This is a genomic window from Pseudomonas sp. B21-059 (assembly GCF_026016285.1).
Taxonomy (GTDB): Bacteria; Pseudomonadota; Gammaproteobacteria; order Pseudomonadales; family Pseudomonadaceae; genus Aquipseudomonas; species Aquipseudomonas danubii.
Window position 1 is genome coordinate 5,531,376 of record NZ_CP087201.1, and the last position, 18,000, is coordinate 5,549,375.

The 18,000-nt window shown below is 62.4% G+C and carries 15 protein-coding genes and 1 pseudogene; 9 read left to right on the top strand and 7 right to left on the bottom strand.

From position 1 onward, the window contains the following. Positions 1-2 precede the first annotated feature (2 nt). Together LOY69_RS24465 and LOY69_RS24470 are read left to right on the top strand one after the other, a co-directional pair. Entirely contained in the window at positions 3-482 is a 480-nt protein-coding gene (locus LOY69_RS24465; RefSeq protein WP_102880860.1) for a GNAT family N-acetyltransferase, read from the top strand. Between the two features lie 118 nt (positions 483-600). After that, positions 601-1,350, top strand: coding sequence for a YkgJ family cysteine cluster protein (locus LOY69_RS24470; protein WP_102880861.1), 750 nt, complete (start codon positions 601-603; stop codon positions 1,348-1,350). Between the two features lie 32 nt (positions 1,351-1,382). Here the strand turns inward: LOY69_RS24470 and LOY69_RS24475 are convergent, their stop codons facing one another. From LOY69_RS24475 to LOY69_RS24480, 3 genes and pseudogenes are all read right to left on the bottom strand, one after another. Next, positions 1,383-2,438, bottom strand: a complete 1,056-nt coding sequence (locus tag LOY69_RS24475) for a methyl-accepting chemotaxis protein (protein WP_413787150.1) — start codon at positions 2,436-2,438, stop codon at positions 1,383-1,385. A 246-nt stretch (positions 2,439-2,684) separates the two neighbouring features. Further along, positions 2,685-2,966, bottom strand: a pseudogene (locus LOY69_RS30670) (PAS domain-containing protein); the annotation flags it as partial. A 157-nt stretch (positions 2,967-3,123) separates the two neighbouring features. Then, entirely contained in the window at positions 3,124-3,369 is a 246-nt protein-coding gene (locus LOY69_RS24480) for a hypothetical protein (RefSeq protein ID WP_102860335.1), read from the bottom strand. A gap of 222 nt (positions 3,370-3,591) precedes the next feature. Between LOY69_RS24480 and LOY69_RS24485 the strand changes: the two genes are divergently transcribed. The 7 genes from LOY69_RS24485 to LOY69_RS24515 all read left to right on the top strand — a co-directional run bounded on the left by LOY69_RS24485 (position 3,592) and on the right by LOY69_RS24515 (position 13,498). Beyond that, on the top strand, positions 3,592-4,752 hold the full coding sequence (locus LOY69_RS24485; protein ID WP_265073718.1) for an efflux RND transporter periplasmic adaptor subunit: 1,161 nt from the start codon (positions 3,592-3,594) through the stop codon (positions 4,750-4,752). Beyond that, on the top strand, positions 4,749-7,844 hold the full coding sequence (locus LOY69_RS24490) for a multidrug efflux RND transporter permease subunit (protein ID WP_265073719.1): 3,096 nt from the start codon (positions 4,749-4,751) through the stop codon (positions 7,842-7,844). The genes LOY69_RS24485 and LOY69_RS24490 overlap by 4 nt, the downstream gene beginning before the upstream one ends. Positions 7,845-7,852: 8 nt before the next feature. After that, positions 7,853-8,530: a heavy metal response regulator transcription factor gene (locus LOY69_RS24495; RefSeq protein ID WP_102860332.1), complete on the top strand. Its 678-nt coding sequence runs from the start codon at positions 7,853-7,855 to the stop codon at positions 8,528-8,530. Then, complete coding sequence (locus LOY69_RS24500; RefSeq protein ID WP_102880865.1) at positions 8,520-9,884, top strand: heavy metal sensor histidine kinase; 1,365 nt, start codon at positions 8,520-8,522, stop codon at positions 9,882-9,884. The genes LOY69_RS24495 and LOY69_RS24500 overlap by 11 nt, the downstream gene beginning before the upstream one ends. A 225-nt stretch (positions 9,885-10,109) precedes the next feature. Next, on the top strand, positions 10,110-10,334 hold the full coding sequence (locus LOY69_RS24505) for a hypothetical protein (RefSeq protein ID WP_265073720.1): 225 nt from the start codon (positions 10,110-10,112) through the stop codon (positions 10,332-10,334). A 163-nt stretch (positions 10,335-10,497) separates the two neighbouring features. Next, positions 10,498-11,847 carry an OprD family porin gene (locus tag LOY69_RS24510; protein ID WP_265073721.1) on the top strand — a complete coding sequence of 450 codons (1,350 nt, stop codon included), beginning with the start codon at positions 10,498-10,500 and terminating at the stop codon, positions 11,845-11,847. A 139-nt stretch (positions 11,848-11,986) separates the two neighbouring features. Next, positions 11,987-13,498, top strand: a complete 1,512-nt coding sequence (locus LOY69_RS24515) for a sensor domain-containing diguanylate cyclase (protein ID WP_265073722.1) — start codon at positions 11,987-11,989, stop codon at positions 13,496-13,498. Positions 13,499-13,565: 67 nt separating this feature from the next. On the opposite strand, the gene lpxC is transcribed toward LOY69_RS24515, so the two are convergent. From lpxC to LOY69_RS24535, 4 genes are all read right to left on the bottom strand, one after another. Continuing rightward, positions 13,566-14,477, bottom strand: a complete 912-nt coding sequence (gene lpxC, locus LOY69_RS24520) for a UDP-3-O-acyl-N-acetylglucosamine deacetylase (protein WP_011063304.1) — start codon at positions 14,475-14,477, stop codon at positions 13,566-13,568. Positions 14,478-14,589: 112 nt separating this feature from the next. Further along, positions 14,590-15,783, bottom strand: a complete 1,194-nt coding sequence (ftsZ, locus tag LOY69_RS24525) for a cell division protein FtsZ (RefSeq protein ID WP_011063305.1) — start codon at positions 15,781-15,783, stop codon at positions 14,590-14,592. Between the two features lie 72 nt (positions 15,784-15,855). After that, positions 15,856-17,115: a cell division protein FtsA gene (gene ftsA / locus LOY69_RS24530; RefSeq protein ID WP_011063306.1), complete on the bottom strand. Its 1,260-nt coding sequence runs from the start codon at positions 17,113-17,115 to the stop codon at positions 15,856-15,858. A 14-nt stretch (positions 17,116-17,129) separates the two neighbouring features. Next, on the bottom strand, positions 17,130-17,996 hold the full coding sequence (locus tag LOY69_RS24535; RefSeq protein ID WP_102860327.1) for a cell division protein FtsQ/DivIB: 867 nt from the start codon (positions 17,994-17,996) through the stop codon (positions 17,130-17,132). Positions 17,997-18,000: the final 4 nt, after the last annotated feature.

Sequence of the window (18,000 nt, forward strand, 5' to 3'; positions counted from 1 at the left end):
CCATGAGCGAGGTCCACTGCCTGCTGCTGCGTCGTGACCTCAGTGTCCCCCAGGCCACGCCACAGTGGCCGGCGGGCATCACCCTGCAGCACTACAGCCCGGAACTGGCCGAAGCCGTGCATCAACTGCTGCACCTGGGCTACCAGGACGGCGGTGGCCAGGTGCCACCCCTGGAAAACTGGCGCCGGGCCTTCGAAACCGATGCCGAGTACGACCCTCAACTGTGCCTGGTGGTGCGGGATGCGCAGGGCGTAGTGGCGGTGGCCCAGTGCTGGACCAGCGCCTATATCAAGGATCTGGTGGTGCACCCTCGGGCCCGTGGTCAAGGACTGGGCCGCGCCCTGCTGCTACAAGCCTTCATGATGTTCGCCGAACGCCGGGAAGGCTTTGTCGATCTCAGGGTGCTGGAGGACAACCTGCGGGCGCGGCGCTTGTATGAAAGCACCGGCATGCATATCGTGCGTCGCGAAGTCCTGCCCTAGGCGACAGCCATCAAGACCCGACAGCTGGCGTGCAACTTGCTTCGACACGGCTCCTGGCCGCGTCAATAACAGCATTTATGGCGCTATCCCTGTCGACCCAGAACGGTTTACTCGCTCCATGAATACTCAGTTTTCCTGCGTTGGTTGCGGCAAGTGCTGCAACGATCACCATGTGCCCCTGACCCTCACCGAAGCCCGGGCCTGGGCCGCCGACGGCGGTCAGGTGATCGTCCTGGTGGAGGCCTTCCTCGGCAATGGCCTGGGGCTGCCGGCGCAACAGCGCGAGCACGCCGAGCGCCGTTCCTGCCGGGTCAGCAGTGGCAGTACCGAGGCCTACGTGGCAATCACCTTTGCCGCCTACAACGTCGGCCCCTGCCGGAATCTTGACGAAGACCAGCTCTGCCGCATCTATGAGCGTCGCCCCCTGGTGTGCCGTATCTACCCCATGGAGATCAATCCCCATATCCCCCTCAACCCGCAGGCCAAGGAGTGCCCGCCGGAATCCTGGGAACAGGGACCGCAACTGATTCTGGGGGGAGCACTGGTGGATAGGGAACTGGCCGAGCTGATCAGCCGCTCACGCCAGGCCGACCGCGACGATATCCACACCAAAGAAGCCATTTGCGCCCTGCTGGGCATTCGCACCACAGCCCTCAAGGGCGACGGCTTCACCGCCTACTTGCCCGACATGAATGCCCTGGCCAAGGCCATCGATCAAGTTCAGGCAGCGCCCCCCGTGGCATCCAGCCAGCCCTGGCGCTTTCACCTGTCCGGAAACGACATCGCCGGCCAGGTCAAGGCTGCCGGCGCCCAGGTGGTCAGCGAAGCGGCCCTGGACTACGCCTTCATCTCGCTGCGCGCCGCCTGACCCCGCAGGATCAGGCTGGCCGGCGAACCGGCCTATCCGCGCTTATGCCAGAACTCCTGGGCCAGTTGCCGCAAGTCCCCCGCCAGCCCGGCCACGTCGCCTGAATTGACATGACTGAGCTGGCCGGCACTGACCGTCACTTCACAGGCATTGCGAATACCGATGATGTTGCGGTTGATGTCCTCGCTCACCGCGCTCTGCTCCTCCACCGCCGCGGCAATCTGCAGGCTCATTTCGGTGATCTGATTGACCCGCTGGCTGATGCCGTCCAGGGCCACTGCGGCGCGCTGGGCCTGGTCGACGCTGCTTTCCACATGCGCACTGCTGTGCTGCATGGCCTCCACGGCATGGCGCGCCGCATTTTGCAGGGTGCTGATCATGCGCTGGATTTCGTTGGTGGAATCCTGGGTCCGCTGGGCCAGCCCACGGACCTCATCGGCCACCACGGCAAAGCCGCGCCCCTGCTCCCCGGCCCGCGCCGCCTCGATGGCAGCGTTCAGGGCCAGCAGGTTGGTTTGCTCGGCGATGCTGCGGATCACCTCCAGCACCCCGGAAATATCCGTGCTGTGGCCCTCCAGCTGATGGATGACCTCGGTGGCCCGCTCCAGCTCGCTGGCCAGGCGTAGCACCGCGCTGCGGCTTTCGCCCACCAGCTGATGGCCTTCACGGGTTTCGCTTTCCGCCTGATCCGCCGCCACCGATGCCTGCTGGGCATGGGTGGCGACCTCGGCCACGCTGGCGGCCATCTGGTGAATGGCGGCCGCCACCTGATCGGTTTCCGCCTGCTGCTCCAGGGTGCTGTTGTGGCTGCTGTGCAGGTGTTCCACCAGCTCTGCGGCGTGCCCGGCCAGGCGCTGGGACGCATCGCCGATCCGCCCCACCACCGCCCCCGCTTGGGCCTCGAGCATCTGCAAGGCGAACTCGATACGCCCGAACTCGTCGGCACGACCGGTGTAGATGCCCTGGCTCAGTGGGTTGTCGCCGATCTGCCGGGCACGCTCGGCGAGGCGATCCAGCGGGCGCATTTGCAGACCGACCGCCACCAGACTCAGGCACCAGCCCATGGCCATCACCGTGCCCTGGAGCATCCAGGACTCGGGCAGCAGCCAGGCTGAAACCCCGAAACTGCCGATAAAACCGGCGCTGATAGCGGCCCACAGGCGCAAGCGCAGGCTGACGACAGGCAGCATGCTCCAACCTGAACGCCCGCCCTCCCTGAGCCGGGCATAAGCCCGCTCCGCGGCGTCGATCTGTTGCGGACTGGGCTTGGTGCGCACCGATTGGTACTCCACCGCCTGACCGTCGCGGGTCACCGGCGTGACGTAGGCGCTGACCCAGTAGTGGTCGCCGTTCTTGCAGCGGTTCTTGACCATGCCCATCCACGAGCGGCCGCTCTTGAGGGTGCGCCACATATGGCCGAAGGCCGCGGAGGGCATGTCCGGGTGACGCAGCAGGTTGTGCGGCGAACCCAGCAGTTCCTCGCGGGTGTAGCCGCTGATCTCGATGAAGTCAGGATTGGCGTAGGTGATCGCGCTGGTCAGATCGGTGGTCGAAAGGATGTTCGCATCAGGGGCAAAGTCCACGTTTCGCCCAGTAACCGGCAGGTTGATCTTCATGGGAAGCGCGCTCGTAATTGTTAGGAGGAGTCGGCAGGGCTGCTGACTCTAAGCGCACTGATGCCACAAATACTGATCCAGCTCAGGTTTAAAGCAATTAGCCATCATTGCGATTAAAAAGCGCAAATCGAGGCAATATCTTCGATTGTCGGCGATATCAACGTTTGCCCATGGAGCGCCGGGTACCGGGAGGCGCTGCGCCGGGGGTCTTGGTGTGGCCATTGCTGGCGCCGTTCTTGTACCAGGGCTGCTGAACGTTTTTGGCCGCGGCGAATTCGGACGGTTTGAAGGGAAACTTGAACGCCGGTATCTCAGCCTTGCCCTCGGTTTCAGGGGTGGCCGGCTCGGCCGCAGGATCAACGCTCAGGGCGTCATCCGCAGCAGGTTGTGCAGGGGAAGTCATGGAAGCTCCAGGAGAGAAAGAAAAGCCGGGCCGAGGGACGGGCCACAGGGGCCGGCAGTATACCTGTGTGCCTGCGATCTTTGACCTGCATCGCAAGGGCTGGCAGGTACTTTTCTGACAGGGCTGACAGCTGGCCGTCACCCTGCTGACCGGGTTAGCGGACTATAACTGTGCACAGATCATGGCCATCCTTCCGACATCACTGCCCGGCGCCCTCCCCCCATGCCCATTGCCAAGAAAACCGTCGTGACCGCAACGCTTCTCCTGGCCATCGCCGCCGCTGCGATCTGGTTCTTCAACAAACCCACAAGCCCCAGGCTGGCCGCGCCCACGGCGATACCAGTGCGGGTGGTACAGGTGGTCCAGCAGGACGTAGCGCGCTACACCAGCGGCATAGGCTCGGTGCAGTCGCTGCACAGTGTGACCATCCGTCCCCAGGTGGACGGCATCCTCACCCGATTGCGGGTCAAGGAAGGGCAGTGGGTGAAAGCAGGTGACCTGCTGGCCACTCTCGATGACCGTTCGATCCGCGCCAACCTGGATCAGGCCCGGGCCCAGCTGGCACAGAATCAGGCCCAGTTGCAGGTGGCGCAGATCAATCTCAAGCGCTACAAGCTGCTGTCGGTGGATGACGGCGTCTCGAAGCAGACGTACGACCAGCAAGTGGCCCTGGTCAATCAGCTCAATGCCACGGCCCAGGGCAACCAGGCCGCCATTGACGCCACCCAGGTACAACTCTCCTACACCCAGATCCGCTCTCCCGTCACTGGCCGGGTGGGTATTCGTACCGTGGATGAAGGCAATTTCCTACGCGTGACCGACACCCAGGGGCTGTTTTCGGTGACCCAGATCGACCCCATCGCCGTGGAGTTTTCCCTGCCCCAGCAAATGCTGCCGACCTTGCAGCAGTTGATCCGCGCCCCGAAGCCGGCGGCGGTCCAAGCCTACCTGGGCGCCGACAGCAACAGCCCCGATGCCCTGCTGGGCAACGGGCACCTGACGCTGATCGACAACCAGATCAATGCCGGTACCGGCACCATTCGCGTCAAGGCCGAGTTCGACAACGCTCAGCAAAAGCTCTGGCCCGGACAATTGGTGACGGTGAAAATCCAGACGGCGCTGGATCAGGCCGCGCTCACCGTACCGCCTAACGTGGTCCAGCGCGGCCTGGATCAGCACTTCGTGTTCAGGGTCAAAGACCAGCACGTGGAAAGCGTGCCGGTGCAGGTGCTGTATCAGGACAGCGAGCTGAACATCATCTCCGGCGTCCAGGCCGGGGACGTGCTGGTCAGTGACGGCCAGTCGCGGCTCAAACCCGGCTCCCAGGTCCAGGTACTGAGCGACCCGCCGCCCCTGGTGCAGGCCTCGGAGCCCAAGCCATGAAGGGCCGTGGCTCGATGTCCGCCTGGTGCATCGACCATCCGGTCGCCACCGTGTTGCTGACGTTCGCGCTGGTGCTGCTGGGGCTGATCGCCTTTGCGCGCCTGCCGGTGGCGCCGCTGCCAGAGGCCGAGTTTCCCACCATCCAGGTTTCCGCCACCCTGCCCGGGGCCAGCCCGGACACCATGGCCTCATCGGTAGCCACGCCGCTTGAGGTGCAGTTCAGCGCCATCCCCGGCGTGACCCAGATGACCTCCAGCAGCGCCCTGGGCTCCTCCCTGCTGACCCTGCAATTCACCTTGAACAAGAGCATCGACACCGCCGCTCAGGAAGTACAGGCGGCCATCAACACCGCCGCCGGCAAACTGCCCAAGGACATGCCCACCCTGCCCACCTGGAGGAAGGTCAACCCCGCCGACAGCCCGGTGCTGATCCTCAGCATCAGCTCGACGCAGATGCCCGGCACCGAGCTCAGCGACTACGCGGAAACCCTGCTGGCCCGGCAGATCAGCCAGATCGACGGTGTTGGCCAGATCAACATCACCGGCCAGCAGCGCCCGGCGATCCGGGTCCAGGCTTCAGCAGACAAGCTGGCGGCCATCGGCCTGACCCTGGCCGACATCCGCCTGGCGATCCAGCAAACCAGCCTCAACCTGGCCAAGGGCGCGCTGTATGGCGAATCGAGCATCTCCACCCTGTCCACCAACGACCAGCTGTTCCATCCCGAGGAATACGGCCAGTTGATCGTTTCCTACAAGGACGGCGCACCAGTGCACCTGCAGGACGTGGCGCGAGTGGTCAACGGCTCGGAGAACGCCTACGTCCAGGCCTGGTCCGGCGATCAGCCTGGGGTCAATCTGGTGATCTCGCGCCAACCGGGGGCCAATATCGTCGACACCGTGGACCGCATCCAGGCTGCGCTGCCGGGCCTTGAGGCCATGCTGCCGGCGTCGGTGCAGGTCAAGGTGCTGGTGGATCGCACCCAGACCATCCGCGCCTCGCTGCATGAAGTGGAGATCACGCTGCTGATCGCCGTGCTGCTGGTGGTGGCGGTGATGGCGCTGTTCCTGCGCCAGTGGTCGGCGACCCTGATCGTCTCCGCAGTGCTGGGGGTATCGCTGACCGCCAGTTTCGCCCTCATGTACGTGATGGGCTTCAGCCTGAACAACCTGACCCTGGTGGCCATCGTCATCGCCGTGGGCTTTGTGGTGGACGATGCCATCGTGGTGGTGGAAAACATCCACCGTCACCTGGAGGCCGGCGACGGCATGCGCGAGGCGGCGATCAAGGGCGCCGCAGAGATCGGCTTTACCGTGGTCTCCATCAGCTTTTCCCTGGTGGCGGCGTTCATTCCCCTGCTGTTCATGGGCGGCGTGGTCGGCCGGCTGTTCAAGGAGTTCGCCCTGACCGCCACCTCCACCATCATGATTTCGGTGGTGGTCTCGCTGACCCTGGCCCCGACCCTGGCCGCCCTGTTCATGCATGCCCCGGTGCACCCGACCCATGCCCAGCCGGGTTTCGGCGAGCGCCTGCTGGCCTTCTACGAACGCGGCCTGCGCAAGGCCCTGGCCCATCAGCAACTGATGCTGGGGATTTTCGGCCTGACCTTGAGCATGGCCATCGCCGGTTACATTCTGATTCCCAAGGGCTTCTTCCCGGTGCAGGACACCGGCTTCGTGCTGGGTACTACCGAGGCGGCGGCGGACATCTCCTACCCGGACATGGTGAAAAAACATCAGGCCCTGGCGGAAATCGTCGCTGCCGACCCAGCAGTGCAAGCCTTCTCCCATTCGGTGGGCGTCTCCGGCAGCAACCAGACCATCGCCAATGGCCGCTTCTGGATCTCGCTGAAAAAACGTGCCGACCGGGATGTCTCCGCCAGCGCCTTTATCGACCGCATCCGCCCACAACTGATGCAGGTGCCGGGCATCGTCCTCTACTTGCGGGCCGGCCAGGACATCAACCTCAGTTCCGGCCCCAGCCGCGCCCAGTATCAATACGTGCTCAAAAGCAACGACGGCCCGACCCTGAGTACCTGGACCCAACGCCTGACTGAAAAACTGCGCGGCAACCCGGCGTTCCGCGATGTTTCCAACGACCTGCAACTGGGCGGCAGCATTACCCACATCAACATCGATCGCACCGCCGCCGCGCGCTTCGGCCTCACAGCCAGCGATGTCGACGAAGCGCTGTACGACGCCTTCGGCCAGCGTCAGATCAACGAGTTCCAGACCGAGATCAACCAGTACAACGTGATCCTCGAACTCGACACTCAGCAACGGGGCAAGGCCGAGAGCCTGAACTACTTCTACCTGCGCTCGCCGCTGACCGGGGAAATGGTCCCGCTGTCGGCCCTGGCCCGCTTCGACGCGCCCAGCATCGGCCCGCTGTCGATCGCCCACGACGGCATGTTTCCGGCGGCCAATCTGTCGTTCAACCTGGCCCCCGGCGTGGCCCTGGGGGATGCGGTGATCCTGCTTGACCAGGCCAAGAGCGAGATCGGTATGCCGGCGGCCATCAGCGGCAACTTCCAGGGCGCGGCCCAGGCCTTCCAAAGCTCCTTGGCCAGCCAGCCGTACCTGATCCTCGCCGCGCTGGTGGCCGTGTACATCATTCTCGGGGTGCTGTACGAAAGCTTCGTGCATCCGCTGACCATCATTTCCACCCTGCCTTCAGCGGGCCTCGGCGCCTTGTTGATGCTCTGGCTCTGCGGCCAGGACTTTTCCATCATGGCGCTGATCGGCCTGGTGCTGCTGATCGGCATCGTCAAGAAAAACGGCATCCTGATGATCGACTTCGCCCTGGAGGCCCAGCGCAACCGTGGCCTGGCTCCTGAAGAAGCGATCTACCAGGCCTGTATCACCCGCTTCCGGCCGATCATCATGACCACCCTCGCCGCCTTGCTCGGCGCCCTGCCGCTGATGCTCGGCTATGGCACCGGTGCCGAACTGCGCCAGCCCCTGGGTATCGCCGTGGTCGGCGGTTTGCTGGTGAGCCAGGCCCTGACGCTGTTCACCACGCCGGTCATATACTTGTGGCTCGAGCGGCTGTTCCACCGGCCCCAGCCGGCCCTTTCGCCGGCCACCAACACCTGAGGCGGGTCATGCGCGTTCTGATTATCGAAGACGAAGAAAAAACTGCGGACTACCTGCATCGCGGACTGACCGAACAGGGCTATACCGTCGACCTGGCCCGGGATGGCGTCGAGGGTCTGCACCTGGCTCTGGAAAGTGACTATGCGGTGATCGTGCTGGATGTGATGCTCCCCGGCCTGGACGGCTTTGGCGTGCTGCGAGCCCTGCGGGCGCGCAAGCAGACTCCGGTGATCATGCTCACCGCCCGGGAGCGCGTGGAGGACCGGATTCGCGGCCTGCGCGATGGCGCCGACGACTACCTGGGCAAGCCCTTTTCCTTCCTTGAACTGGTGGCCCGCCTGCAGGCCCTGACCCGCCGCAGCGGTGGTCACGAACCGGTGCAGATCAGCATCGCCGACCTGTGGATCGATCTCATCAGCCGCAAGGCCAGCCGCGCCGGCACGCGCCTGGACCTGACCGCCAAGGAGTTTTCCCTGCTCAGCGTGCTGGCCCGGCGCCAGGGCGAGATCCTGTCCAAGACCTCGATTGCCGAGATGGTCTGGGACATTAACTTCGACAGCGACGCCAACGTCGTCGAAGTGGCAATCAAGCGCCTGCGGGCCAAACTCGACGGCCCTTTCGAACACAAGCTGCTGCACACCATCCGCGGCATGGGTTATGTGCTGGAGAGCCGCAGTGCCGAGTAACTCCATTGCCCTGCGCCTGAGCGGGCTGTTCACCCTGGTGGCACTGCTGATCTTCCTGCTGATTGGTGGCGCCCTCTATCAACAGGTGGACAAAGGCCTGGGCCTGCTGCCGGAAGCCGAGCTGGACGCGCGTTACAGCGTGCTGGAGTCGGCCTTGAACCGTTACGGCACGCCTGAACACTGGGCCAAGATCAACGCCAAGCTCAAGCTGCTCAGCGAGGAGGACAAGCGCATCCGTTTCTGGGCAGTGAGCGGCGATCCCGCTTATGAGTACGGCAACCCGGACCCACAGATCCGCGCATTCGCCCAAGGTCCTCTGGGCATGCGCGACCTGATCCTGAGCGCTCATCCCTATCCACTGAAGGTACTGGTCAGCCAATTGCCGGCCAAGGAACAGCGCCCGGCCCTGCGCTTCCTGATTGCCATCGACACCGATACCTTCCACCAGACCCAGCAGCAGTTGCTGATAGCCCTGATCGGCCTGGCCATCGTCGGTGTACTGCTGGCCTCGGCCCTGGGTTACTGGGTGGCGCGGATCGGCCTCAAGCCGCTGATCAAGCTGTCCCAGGAGGCCCAGCGCCTGGCACCGCCGCGGCTCTCCGGGCGCCTGCAGCTCTCGCCCCTGGCGCCGGAGCTGAGCCAGTTCGTCAGCTCCTTCAACTCCACCCTGGAACGGGTCGAACAGGCCTATTCGCGCCTGGAGTCGTTCAACGCCGACGTCGCCCATGAACTGCGCTCGCCCCTGACCAACCTGATCGGCCAGACCCAGGTGGCCCTGACCCGGGGCCGCTCGGCGGAGCATTACTTCGAGGTACTGCAATCCAATCTTGAAGAACTGGAACGGCTTCGCTCCATCGTCAACGACATGCTGTTCCTGGCCAGTGCCGACCAGGGCAACAAGGCCACCAAGCTCACCAGCACCTCCCTGGCGACGGAAGTGGCTGCCACTCTGGACTACCTGGACTTCATCCTCGAAGACGCCCAGGTCAGGGTCGAGGTCCAGGGCGATGCCCAGGTACGGATCGAGATTGCCCATCTGCGCCGGGCCCTGATCAATCTGCTGAACAATGCCGTGCAGCACACGGCGGTGGGGGAAGTGATCCAGGTGCGGATTGAAGTGCAGGAGCAGCAAGTGACGATCGCCGTCAGCAACCCGGGGCAAGGCATCGCCAGCGAACACCTGCCGCGTTTGTTCGAGCGTTTCTACCGGGTCGATGCCTCGCGCAGCAACAGCGGCGCCAACCACGGCCTGGGGCTGGCCATCGTCAAGGCCATCGCCCTGATGCATGGCGGCGACGTCTTTGTGCGCAGCGATCGGGGGATCAACACCTTCGGCCTTTATCTGCCTCTGTGACTCGGGATTCTCGGATTCTGCAGACGCCGACTGGCCGACGCACGCCTCAACCTATCCGGCGCGGACTATGGGGCACTTTCGCTGGCAACCCGGCACCTGCTGGCCAGTCTCTACTGTTGTGTTTTTGGTAACAGTCCTTATCCTGTTCGGCTCTTTTTCCAGCAGCCCCATGGTTATATTTTTGTCGCACCGAATTGAACTTGCTCTGCAAGAAGGTCTTCAGAAATGTCCAACAGTATGGGTTTGGCCAGCGTCTTTGTTTTGTCTTCCCTGTTCGTGGTGCCAATGGCCATGGCCGAAGAATCCCAGGGATTCGTGGCGAGAAATGCCGCACGCGCCGCCGCGTTCGAACAAGCACAGATTGCCCTGGCCGCCCAGCAGCAACACAGTCAGCAAGCCCAGAAGATCACCGCTGAGCACAGCAAGACCGACGCTCACAAAGACAGTTGATCGGCGATAGCCACTCGTTTCCCTCGACAACTTCTCTGCTTTCAACCCTGGAGTAAGTTGTCTTAAAGCCGCTGACTTCAGCGGCTTTTTTTTGCTGTAGAGAAACCCTCTGCACATTCGTCATGCACAGAACAAGAAACAACCGAATTCACAATAAAAAATCATGTTCATTCACCAAAGGAGCTACAAGTTGTTCAGGACCACGCTGAGAATCAGCCCACTATTCATTGCAATCGCTGCAACTATTCCCGCCTTGGGCCAGGCTGCCGAAGAGCGCGACAAACAGGGCTTCGTCGCCGGCTCGAGCCTCAAGCTCAACGCCCGCAACTACTACATGAATCGCAACCGGCATCAGCAAGCCGATGACAACATCGAATGGGGCCAGGGTTTCCTGGGGGTCTTCGAGTCCGGCTACACCCAGGGCACCGTGGGTTTCGGCCTGGATGCCAATGCCATGCTCGGCCTCAAGCTCGATGGCGGTGGCGGCACCGACAGTTCGAGCATCCTGCCCATCAGCGATGGCAACGGAAAAGCGCCCGCAGCGTTCTCCACCGCTGGCGCCACCTTGAAGATGCGAGCCTTCGACACCGAGCTCAAGGCCGGCGATCTGTTTCTCAACAACCCGGTGATCGCCGGGGGCATGAGCCGCATGCTGCCGCAGACCTTTCGCGGCGTCAGCCTGACCAACCACAGTTTCGACGGCTGGTTGATCGAAGGCGGCCAAGCCAGTTTCACCAAGCCTTACAACCAGAGTGGCCACAAGCGCATCGGCACCTCCTACGGCACCTTGCAAAAAGGTGACGAAAGCCTGCACCTGAATTGGGCCGGGGTCGCCTGGAGCGGCGTTCCGGGGCTGACCAGCAGCCTCTACGCCTCCGAACTCAAGGACATCTGGAACCAGTACTACTACGACCTGGACTACACCTACGCGCTCAACGATCTGGTCAGCCTCAATCCGGGCCTGCACTTCTATCACACCCAGGACACCGGCCAGGCGCTGCTGGGCAACATCGACAACAACACCTACAGCCTGCACTTCACCGTGGGCGTAGGCAGCCACAGCGTCACTGCAGCCTACCAGCGGGTCAACGGCAACACGCCGTTCGACTACATCGCCCAGGGCGACAGCATCTACCTGGACAACTCCCAGCAGTACTCGGACTTCAACGGTCCCAACGAGCGCTCCTGGAAGCTCAAGTACGCCTACGATTTCGCCGGCGTCGGCCTGCCGGGCCTGACCTCGGCACTGTCTTACTCCCGGGGCGAGTTGGACCTGACCCAGGTCGATCCGGCCAGCCGCGGCTATGCCAACTGGTACAGCGCCGACGGCAAGCACGCCAAGCACTGGGAGCGCGACCTCGACCTCAAGTACGTGGTGCAAGGCGGCACCGCCAAGGACCTGGCCGTGCGCTTGCAATGGGCCACCAACCGTGGCGGCAACGGCTACGGCGCACTGGACAACGACACCGATGAGTACCGGGTGATCGTCGACTATCCGATCAACGTGTTCTAAGCCGATATAAGCAAAAGGCCAGCATGTTTTGCTGGCCTTTTTTTTATTCGGGATTTATACAGGCGCGAAGGCGTGACCGATTTCTGTAGCCCACGTCCACACTAGACTTAACTATGTCGACGTAGCAGAAATCAAAATCATGAGCGTGAGTCGTGCGACACCCCGCACAGGGAAAATCGCGTCAAATCCGGAACGTCTGTTGGTCCTGGCCAGCTCGCTGATCGTCGTGGCCATTCTCAGTATCGTCACCTACCTGTTGATCCGTGAACACGCTGCTGCCGAACAGGCTGCCACCCGTGCCGCGAACAACATCGTGCAACTGATCGAAGCGGATGTGTTGCGCAACGTCGAACTCTACGACCTGTCCCTCAAGGGGCTGATCAGTGCGGCGCAACGCGACGACCTGAAGGACGTGTCGGCGCCCATCCGCCACCTGGCGCTGTTCGACCGGGCCACCGCAGCGCCTTACAAGGGCGATATTCTGTTGCTGGACAAGCACGGCGAGGTACTTGCCGACTCGGCTTCGGTCGTGCCGCGCACGGGCAACTACGCCGACCGCGAGTACTTCCGCTCACATGTCGACAATCCAGATCCAGAGATGATGATCAGCCCCCCGTTCCGTGCCCGCACCGCAGAGCATGACTGGCGGATCAGCTTCAGTCGTCGGCTCAGCAACGAGAATGGCGAGTTCATTGGTGTCGCCGAAGCGGCCATGCGCCTGAGCTACTTCAATGAGCTGTTCAAGAATCTGGATATCGGGCGCAACGGCTCGATCAACCTGATCAGCCGCGACGGGGTTCTGCTAGCCCAACAACCGCCCCTGGCGGACGACCTGATTGGCAAGAGTTTCAGTAACCGCCCCAACTTCGTGCGCATCCTGCGCGAAGGCAATGGCAGCTTCGGCAGCGTGTCCAGCGTGGATCGGATGCACCGGCTGTACACCTTTTCCCAGGTGGGCGACCTGCCGCTGATCGTGGTTGTGGCGCTGTCCATCGACGAAGTCTTCGCTGCCTGGCAACGCACGGCGCTGCTGATCAGCGGCGCCACTGGGGCGCTGTGCATCGCCCTGTTCTGGCTAACCTGGCAACTGTGTCGCGAACTGCGGCGCCGGCAGGATGCCGAGCAGGAGCTGGCGCGCCTGGCAGCTGTCGATGCCCTCACCGGCCTGGCCAACCGTCGTACCCTGGATCAGGTGATGAACAATGAGTGGGCCCGGGCCCGGCGCACCAACCAGCCCCTGTCGCTGCTGATGGTCGATGTCGACCACTTCAAGTCGTTCAACGACCGCTTTGGCCATCCACTGGGGGACCAGGCATTGCGTGCAGTGGCGCAGAACATTGGCACTTGCGCGGGACGCCCGGCAGATCTGGCGGCGCGCTACGGAGGCGAAGAGTTCGCGGTAGTACTGCCGGAGACCGACAGCGCCGGCGCCGCCGTACTCGCCGAGCGAATCCGCGCCAGCATCGCCGCCTTGCCGCCTGTCAGCGAACAGGCCACACCCTTGACGGTGAGCATCGGCATCAACACCTGGTCGGGCAATCCCGATATCAGCCTCGACCAATGGGTGAGTGACGCCGACAAGGCCCTGTATCAAGCCAAGTACAGCGGCCGCAACCGAGTGGTTTCCAACATGTCACGGCGCAGCAGCTGAACCTTCGGGCATAAAAAAAGGCCATCCGGGGGGATGGCCTTCAAAAACAAAAGGAAAGAGAGAGTAATTACACGGCCGCGACCGGACGCATGTAAGAGATCGGTGCAGTGCTGGCATCTTCGAAGGTCACGACTTCCCAGGCATCTTTCTGCTCAATCAACTTGCGCAGTAGCTGGTTGTTCAGTGCGTGGCCCGACTTGAAGCCCTTGAACTCGCCTATCAGGCTGTTGCCTAGCAGGTAGAGGTCACCAATTGCATCCAGGATCTTGTGCTTGACGAATTCGTCTTCGTAGCGAAGACCGTCTTCGTTCAGTACGCCATCCGAATCGACCACAATGGCGTTTTCCACGCTGCCGCCGAGTGCGAGGTTGTGCTTGCGCAGGTACTCGATATCACTCATGAAACCAAAGGTACGGGCGCGGCTGACTTCTTTTACAAACGAAGTGCTGGAGAAGTCCACGCTTGCACTCTGGGTGCGGTCACGGAAAACCGGGTGATCGAAATCGATCTCGAAGCTCACTTTAAAACCATCGAAAGGCACGAAAGTGGCGCGCTTGTCGCCGTCTTCCACGGTCACTTCACGAAGGATGCGGATGAACTTTTTAGCTGCGTCCTGTTCTTCGAGGCCAGCAGATTGAATCAGGAATACGAAGGGTCCGGCGCTACCATCCATGATCGGGACTTCGGACGCGGAGAGCTCGACGTAGGCGTTATCGATGCCCAGGCCAGCCATGGCCGAGAGCAAGTGCTCCACCGTGTCCACTTTGACGTCACCGTTGACCAACGTGGTCGACATCGTGGTTTCGCCAACATTTTCCGCGCGAGCAGGAATCTGCACCACAGGGTCCAGGTCGGCACGACAAAACACAATGCCGGTGTCGACAGGCGCAGGCTTGAGGGTCAAGTAAACCTTCTCCCCGGAATGCAGGCCTACACCTGTGGCACGGATAATATTCTTCAGGGTGCGTTGTTTAATCATGGCTTGGGCCGCTTCAGCGCAAATTGCGAACTGGTATCAACAAAGGCTGGCGATAATAGCAGACCATGCCTTTGCTGAACACCAATCACCCTAATACCCCTGATACATTCCATCAATCGGCCTGACGACGCAGGAATGCCGGGATGTCCAGGTAATCCAGATCATCTTGCGGATTCAGCTTCGCCGCGGTCGCCGCGTTCGACTGCGCCTGATTGCGCATGACGGTCGGACGGTCCAGGTCACGGTAGTTCACCGACGGCAGTTCCTGACGAGCAGGGGCTGGCGCTTGCGACTGCGCGGACATGGAAGTCTGAACGGTGTTGTCGATGACCTTTACAGGTTTCTCGATTTTCGCGCCCAGACCGGTGGCCACTACGGTTACATGCAGTTCGTCACGCATGTCCGGATCGATAACGGTACCGACCTTGACCATGGCGTGTTCGGAAGCGAAGGCTTCGATGATGCTACCCACGTCGGAGTACTCACCCAGGGACAGGTCAGGACCGGCGGTGATGTTCACCAGGATGCCGCGTGCACCTTCCAGGTTCACGTCTTCCAGCAGCGGGTTGCGGATCGCCGCTTCAGTGGCCTCACGCGCACGGTTCGGACCGCTGGCGCAGCCAGTGCCCATCATCGCCATGCCCATTTCGCTCATCACGGTACGTACGTCGGCAAAGTCGACGTTGATCATGCCCGGACGCTTGATGATGTCGGAGATACCGCGAACGGCACCGGCCAGCACGTCGTCAGCCTTGGCGAAAGCCGACAGCAGGCTGGCGTCCTTGCCGAGGATGGTCAGCAGCTTCTCGTTGGGGATGGTGATCAACGAGTCGACGCTTTCGCTCAGCGCGCGGATGCCCTCATCGGCGATCTGCATGCGCTTGCGGCCTTCGAACGGGAACGGACGGGTCACCACCGCAACGGTGAGGATGCCCATTTCCTTGGCCACTTCAGCGATGATCGGCGCCGCACCGGTACCGGTACCGCCGCCCATGCCGGTGGTGATGAACACCATGTTGGTGCCCGCCAGTACTTCGGCGATACGCTCGCGGTCTTCCAGAGCGGCTTGACGGCCGACTTCCGGATTGGCGCCAGCACCCAGGCCCTTGGTCACGCCGGTACCCAGTTGCAGGATGGTCCGCGCGCCGATGTTTTTCAGCGCTTGAGCATCAGTGTTGGCGCAGATGAACTCGACGCCTTCGATGTTGCTCTTGACCATGTGATTGACCGCGTTGCCGCCGCCACCGCCAACACCGATAACCTTGATTACCGGACTCTGCGGGATGTTGTCTACGAGTTCGAACATTTTCCCTCTCCTTTCATTTCTCTAGTTTTTCGCCTACTGCCTACTGCTATGAAACGGTGTTGCGGTAAATCTTTAGAAGTTGCCCTGGACCCAGCTCTTGATGCGGTCCAGTAACGCGGCCTTGGGCTCGTCGCTGCTGTAGCTGTCGCGGCTGCCGATGCCGGAGAACGAGATGCCATCGGACTGTTTCTGCAGTCCATAGAGCAGCAGGCCGACGCCGGTGGAATAGATCGGGTTGCGCACCACGTCGGACAGGCCCTTGACACTGTGGGGCACGCCCAGACGAACCGGCATGTGGAAAATCTCCTCGGCCAGTTCCACCGCGCCTTCCATCTTCGAAGTACCACCGGTGAGCACGATGCCGGCCGGGATCAAGTCTTCGTAGCCGCTGCGACGCAGCTCGGCCTGGATCAGGGTGAACAGTTCGTCGTAACGCGGCTCGACCACTTCGGCCAGGGCCTGGCGCGACAGCTCGCGCGGCGGACGATCGCCAACGCTCGGCACCTTGATGGTTTCGCCGGCACCGGCCAGCTTGGCCAGGGCGCAGGCGTAACGGATCTTGATCTCTTCGGCATACTGGGTCGGCGTGCGCAGGGCCATGGCGATGTCGTTGGTCACCTGATCGCCGGCAATCGGGATCACCGCGGTGTGACGGATCGCGCCTTCGGTGAAGATCGCCATGTCGGTGGTGCCGCCGCCGATGTCCACCAGGCACACGCCCAGCTCTTTCTCGTCGTCGGTGAGTACCGAATAGGCCGAGGCCAGTTGCTCGAGGATGATGTCGTCGATTTCCAGGCCGCAGCGACGCACGCACTTCTCGATGTTCTGAGCGGCATTCACCGCACAGGTCACCACGTGCACCTTGGCTTCCAGACGCACGCCCGACATGCCCAAAGGCTCACGCACGCCTTCCTGGTTATCGATCACGTAATCCTGTGGCAGGGTGTGCAGGACCCGCTGGTCAGCCGGGATTGCCACGGCCTGGGCCGCATCCAATACCCGCTCCAGGTCCGCCGAGCTGACTTCACGGTCGCGGATCGCCACGATGCCGTGGGAGTTCAGGCTGCGGATGTGATTGCCCGCCACGCCGACGAAGGCCGAGTGGATACGGCAACCCGCCATCAGTTGCGCTTCTTCCACCGCGCGCTGGATCGACTGCACGGTGGACTCGATGTTCACCACCACGCCCTTCTTCAGGCCGCGGGAAGGATGGGTGCCGATGCCGACGATTTCCAGCGAGCCATCGGCCGCGACTTCGCCCACCAGCGCCACCACCTTGGAGGTGCCGATATCCAGGCCGACGATCATTTTGCCGCTTTGCACATTTGCCATGGTCCTGCCTCTTCTTAATTCTTCGCGACGGCAGGTTGCGCCGTCGTGGGTGCCGCCGGATCGCGCCAGCCCACGGCCAGGCCGTTGGCGTAGCGCAGATCGATGCGCGCGATGTTCGTGATCTGTTCTTTCAGCGTTTTTTCATAAATGGCAATGAAGCGGCGCATCTTCTCCACCAGATGATCGCGACCCAGGAGCAACTCGATACCGGGACCGGCACTGCCGGCACCGGTGGTCAGGAACCAGCTGCCGCGCTCGCGCAGCTCCAGACGGGCGATCGAAAAGCCCAGCGGCCGCAGCATCTGGCTCAACACCTGATACTGCTGCATCACTTGCTGCTGGGCCCGCTGCGGCCCGAACAACTGCGGCAAGTGTTCATAGTTCGCCAGTTCACGCGGAGTGAAGGCCTGGCCCTGGTTGTTCAACAGTGCCTCGTCGCCCCAGCGGGCCACTGGCAGTTGTTCTTCCAGGCGAATCACCACTTGGTCCGGCCACACCCGACGAACTTCGGCGTGGGCGATCCAGGGCATCTTTTCCAGCTCGGTGCGCATGCTCGCCAGGTCGATGGTGAAGAAGCTCGCCGCGACATAAGGCGCGATCCGCTGCTGCACCGCCTGCTGGCTGATGTAGCTCAAGTCCCCCTGCACCGCGATCTTGGTGATTGGACGGTCAGCGTATGGCAGCAAGCGCTGGGCACCTTCATAGGTGCCAAAGCCCAACGCCACCAGCAGCACCGGCCAGAACAGGCTTTTCAGAAAACCAAAGTTGGCTTTCGGCAGGCGCACCGACATCGGCTCTTTGGCCACCATACGGCTGGCACCCCGCGGTACCGGCTTGCGGCCGGGTGCGGGTTGCTGATGACGAAGCGACGCGCCTTGCATGGAC

Coding starts and splice junctions, on each gene's coding strand:
- LOY69_RS24465 (WP_102880860.1), top strand. CDS start 3: ATGAGCGAGGTCCACTGCCTGCTGCTGCGTCGTGACCTCAGTGTCCCC.
- LOY69_RS24470 (WP_102880861.1), top strand. CDS start 601: ATGAATACTCAGTTTTCCTGCGTTGGTTGCGGCAAGTGCTGCAACGAT.
- LOY69_RS24475 (WP_413787150.1), bottom strand. CDS start 2,438: ATGCTCCAGGGCACGGTGATGGCCATGGGCTGGTGCCTGAGTCTGGTG.
- LOY69_RS24480 (WP_102860335.1), bottom strand. CDS start 3,369: ATGACTTCCCCTGCACAACCTGCTGCGGATGACGCCCTGAGCGTTGAT.
- LOY69_RS24485 (WP_265073718.1), top strand. CDS start 3,592: ATGCCCATTGCCAAGAAAACCGTCGTGACCGCAACGCTTCTCCTGGCC.
- LOY69_RS24490 (WP_265073719.1), top strand. CDS start 4,749: ATGAAGGGCCGTGGCTCGATGTCCGCCTGGTGCATCGACCATCCGGTC.
- LOY69_RS24495 (WP_102860332.1), top strand. CDS start 7,853: ATGCGCGTTCTGATTATCGAAGACGAAGAAAAAACTGCGGACTACCTG.
- LOY69_RS24505 (WP_265073720.1), top strand. CDS start 10,110: ATGTCCAACAGTATGGGTTTGGCCAGCGTCTTTGTTTTGTCTTCCCTG.
- LOY69_RS24510 (WP_265073721.1), top strand. CDS start 10,498: ATGTTCATTCACCAAAGGAGCTACAAGTTGTTCAGGACCACGCTGAGA.
- LOY69_RS24515 (WP_265073722.1), top strand. CDS start 11,987: ATGAGCGTGAGTCGTGCGACACCCCGCACAGGGAAAATCGCGTCAAAT.
- lpxC (WP_011063304.1), bottom strand. CDS start 14,477: ATGATTAAACAACGCACCCTGAAGAATATTATCCGTGCCACAGGTGTA.
- ftsZ (WP_011063305.1), bottom strand. CDS start 15,783: ATGTTCGAACTCGTAGACAACATCCCGCAGAGTCCGGTAATCAAGGTT.
- ftsA (WP_011063306.1), bottom strand. CDS start 17,115: ATGGCAAATGTGCAAAGCGGCAAAATGATCGTCGGCCTGGATATCGGC.
- LOY69_RS24535 (WP_102860327.1), bottom strand. CDS start 17,996: ATGCAAGGCGCGTCGCTTCGTCATCAGCAACCCGCACCCGGCCGCAAG.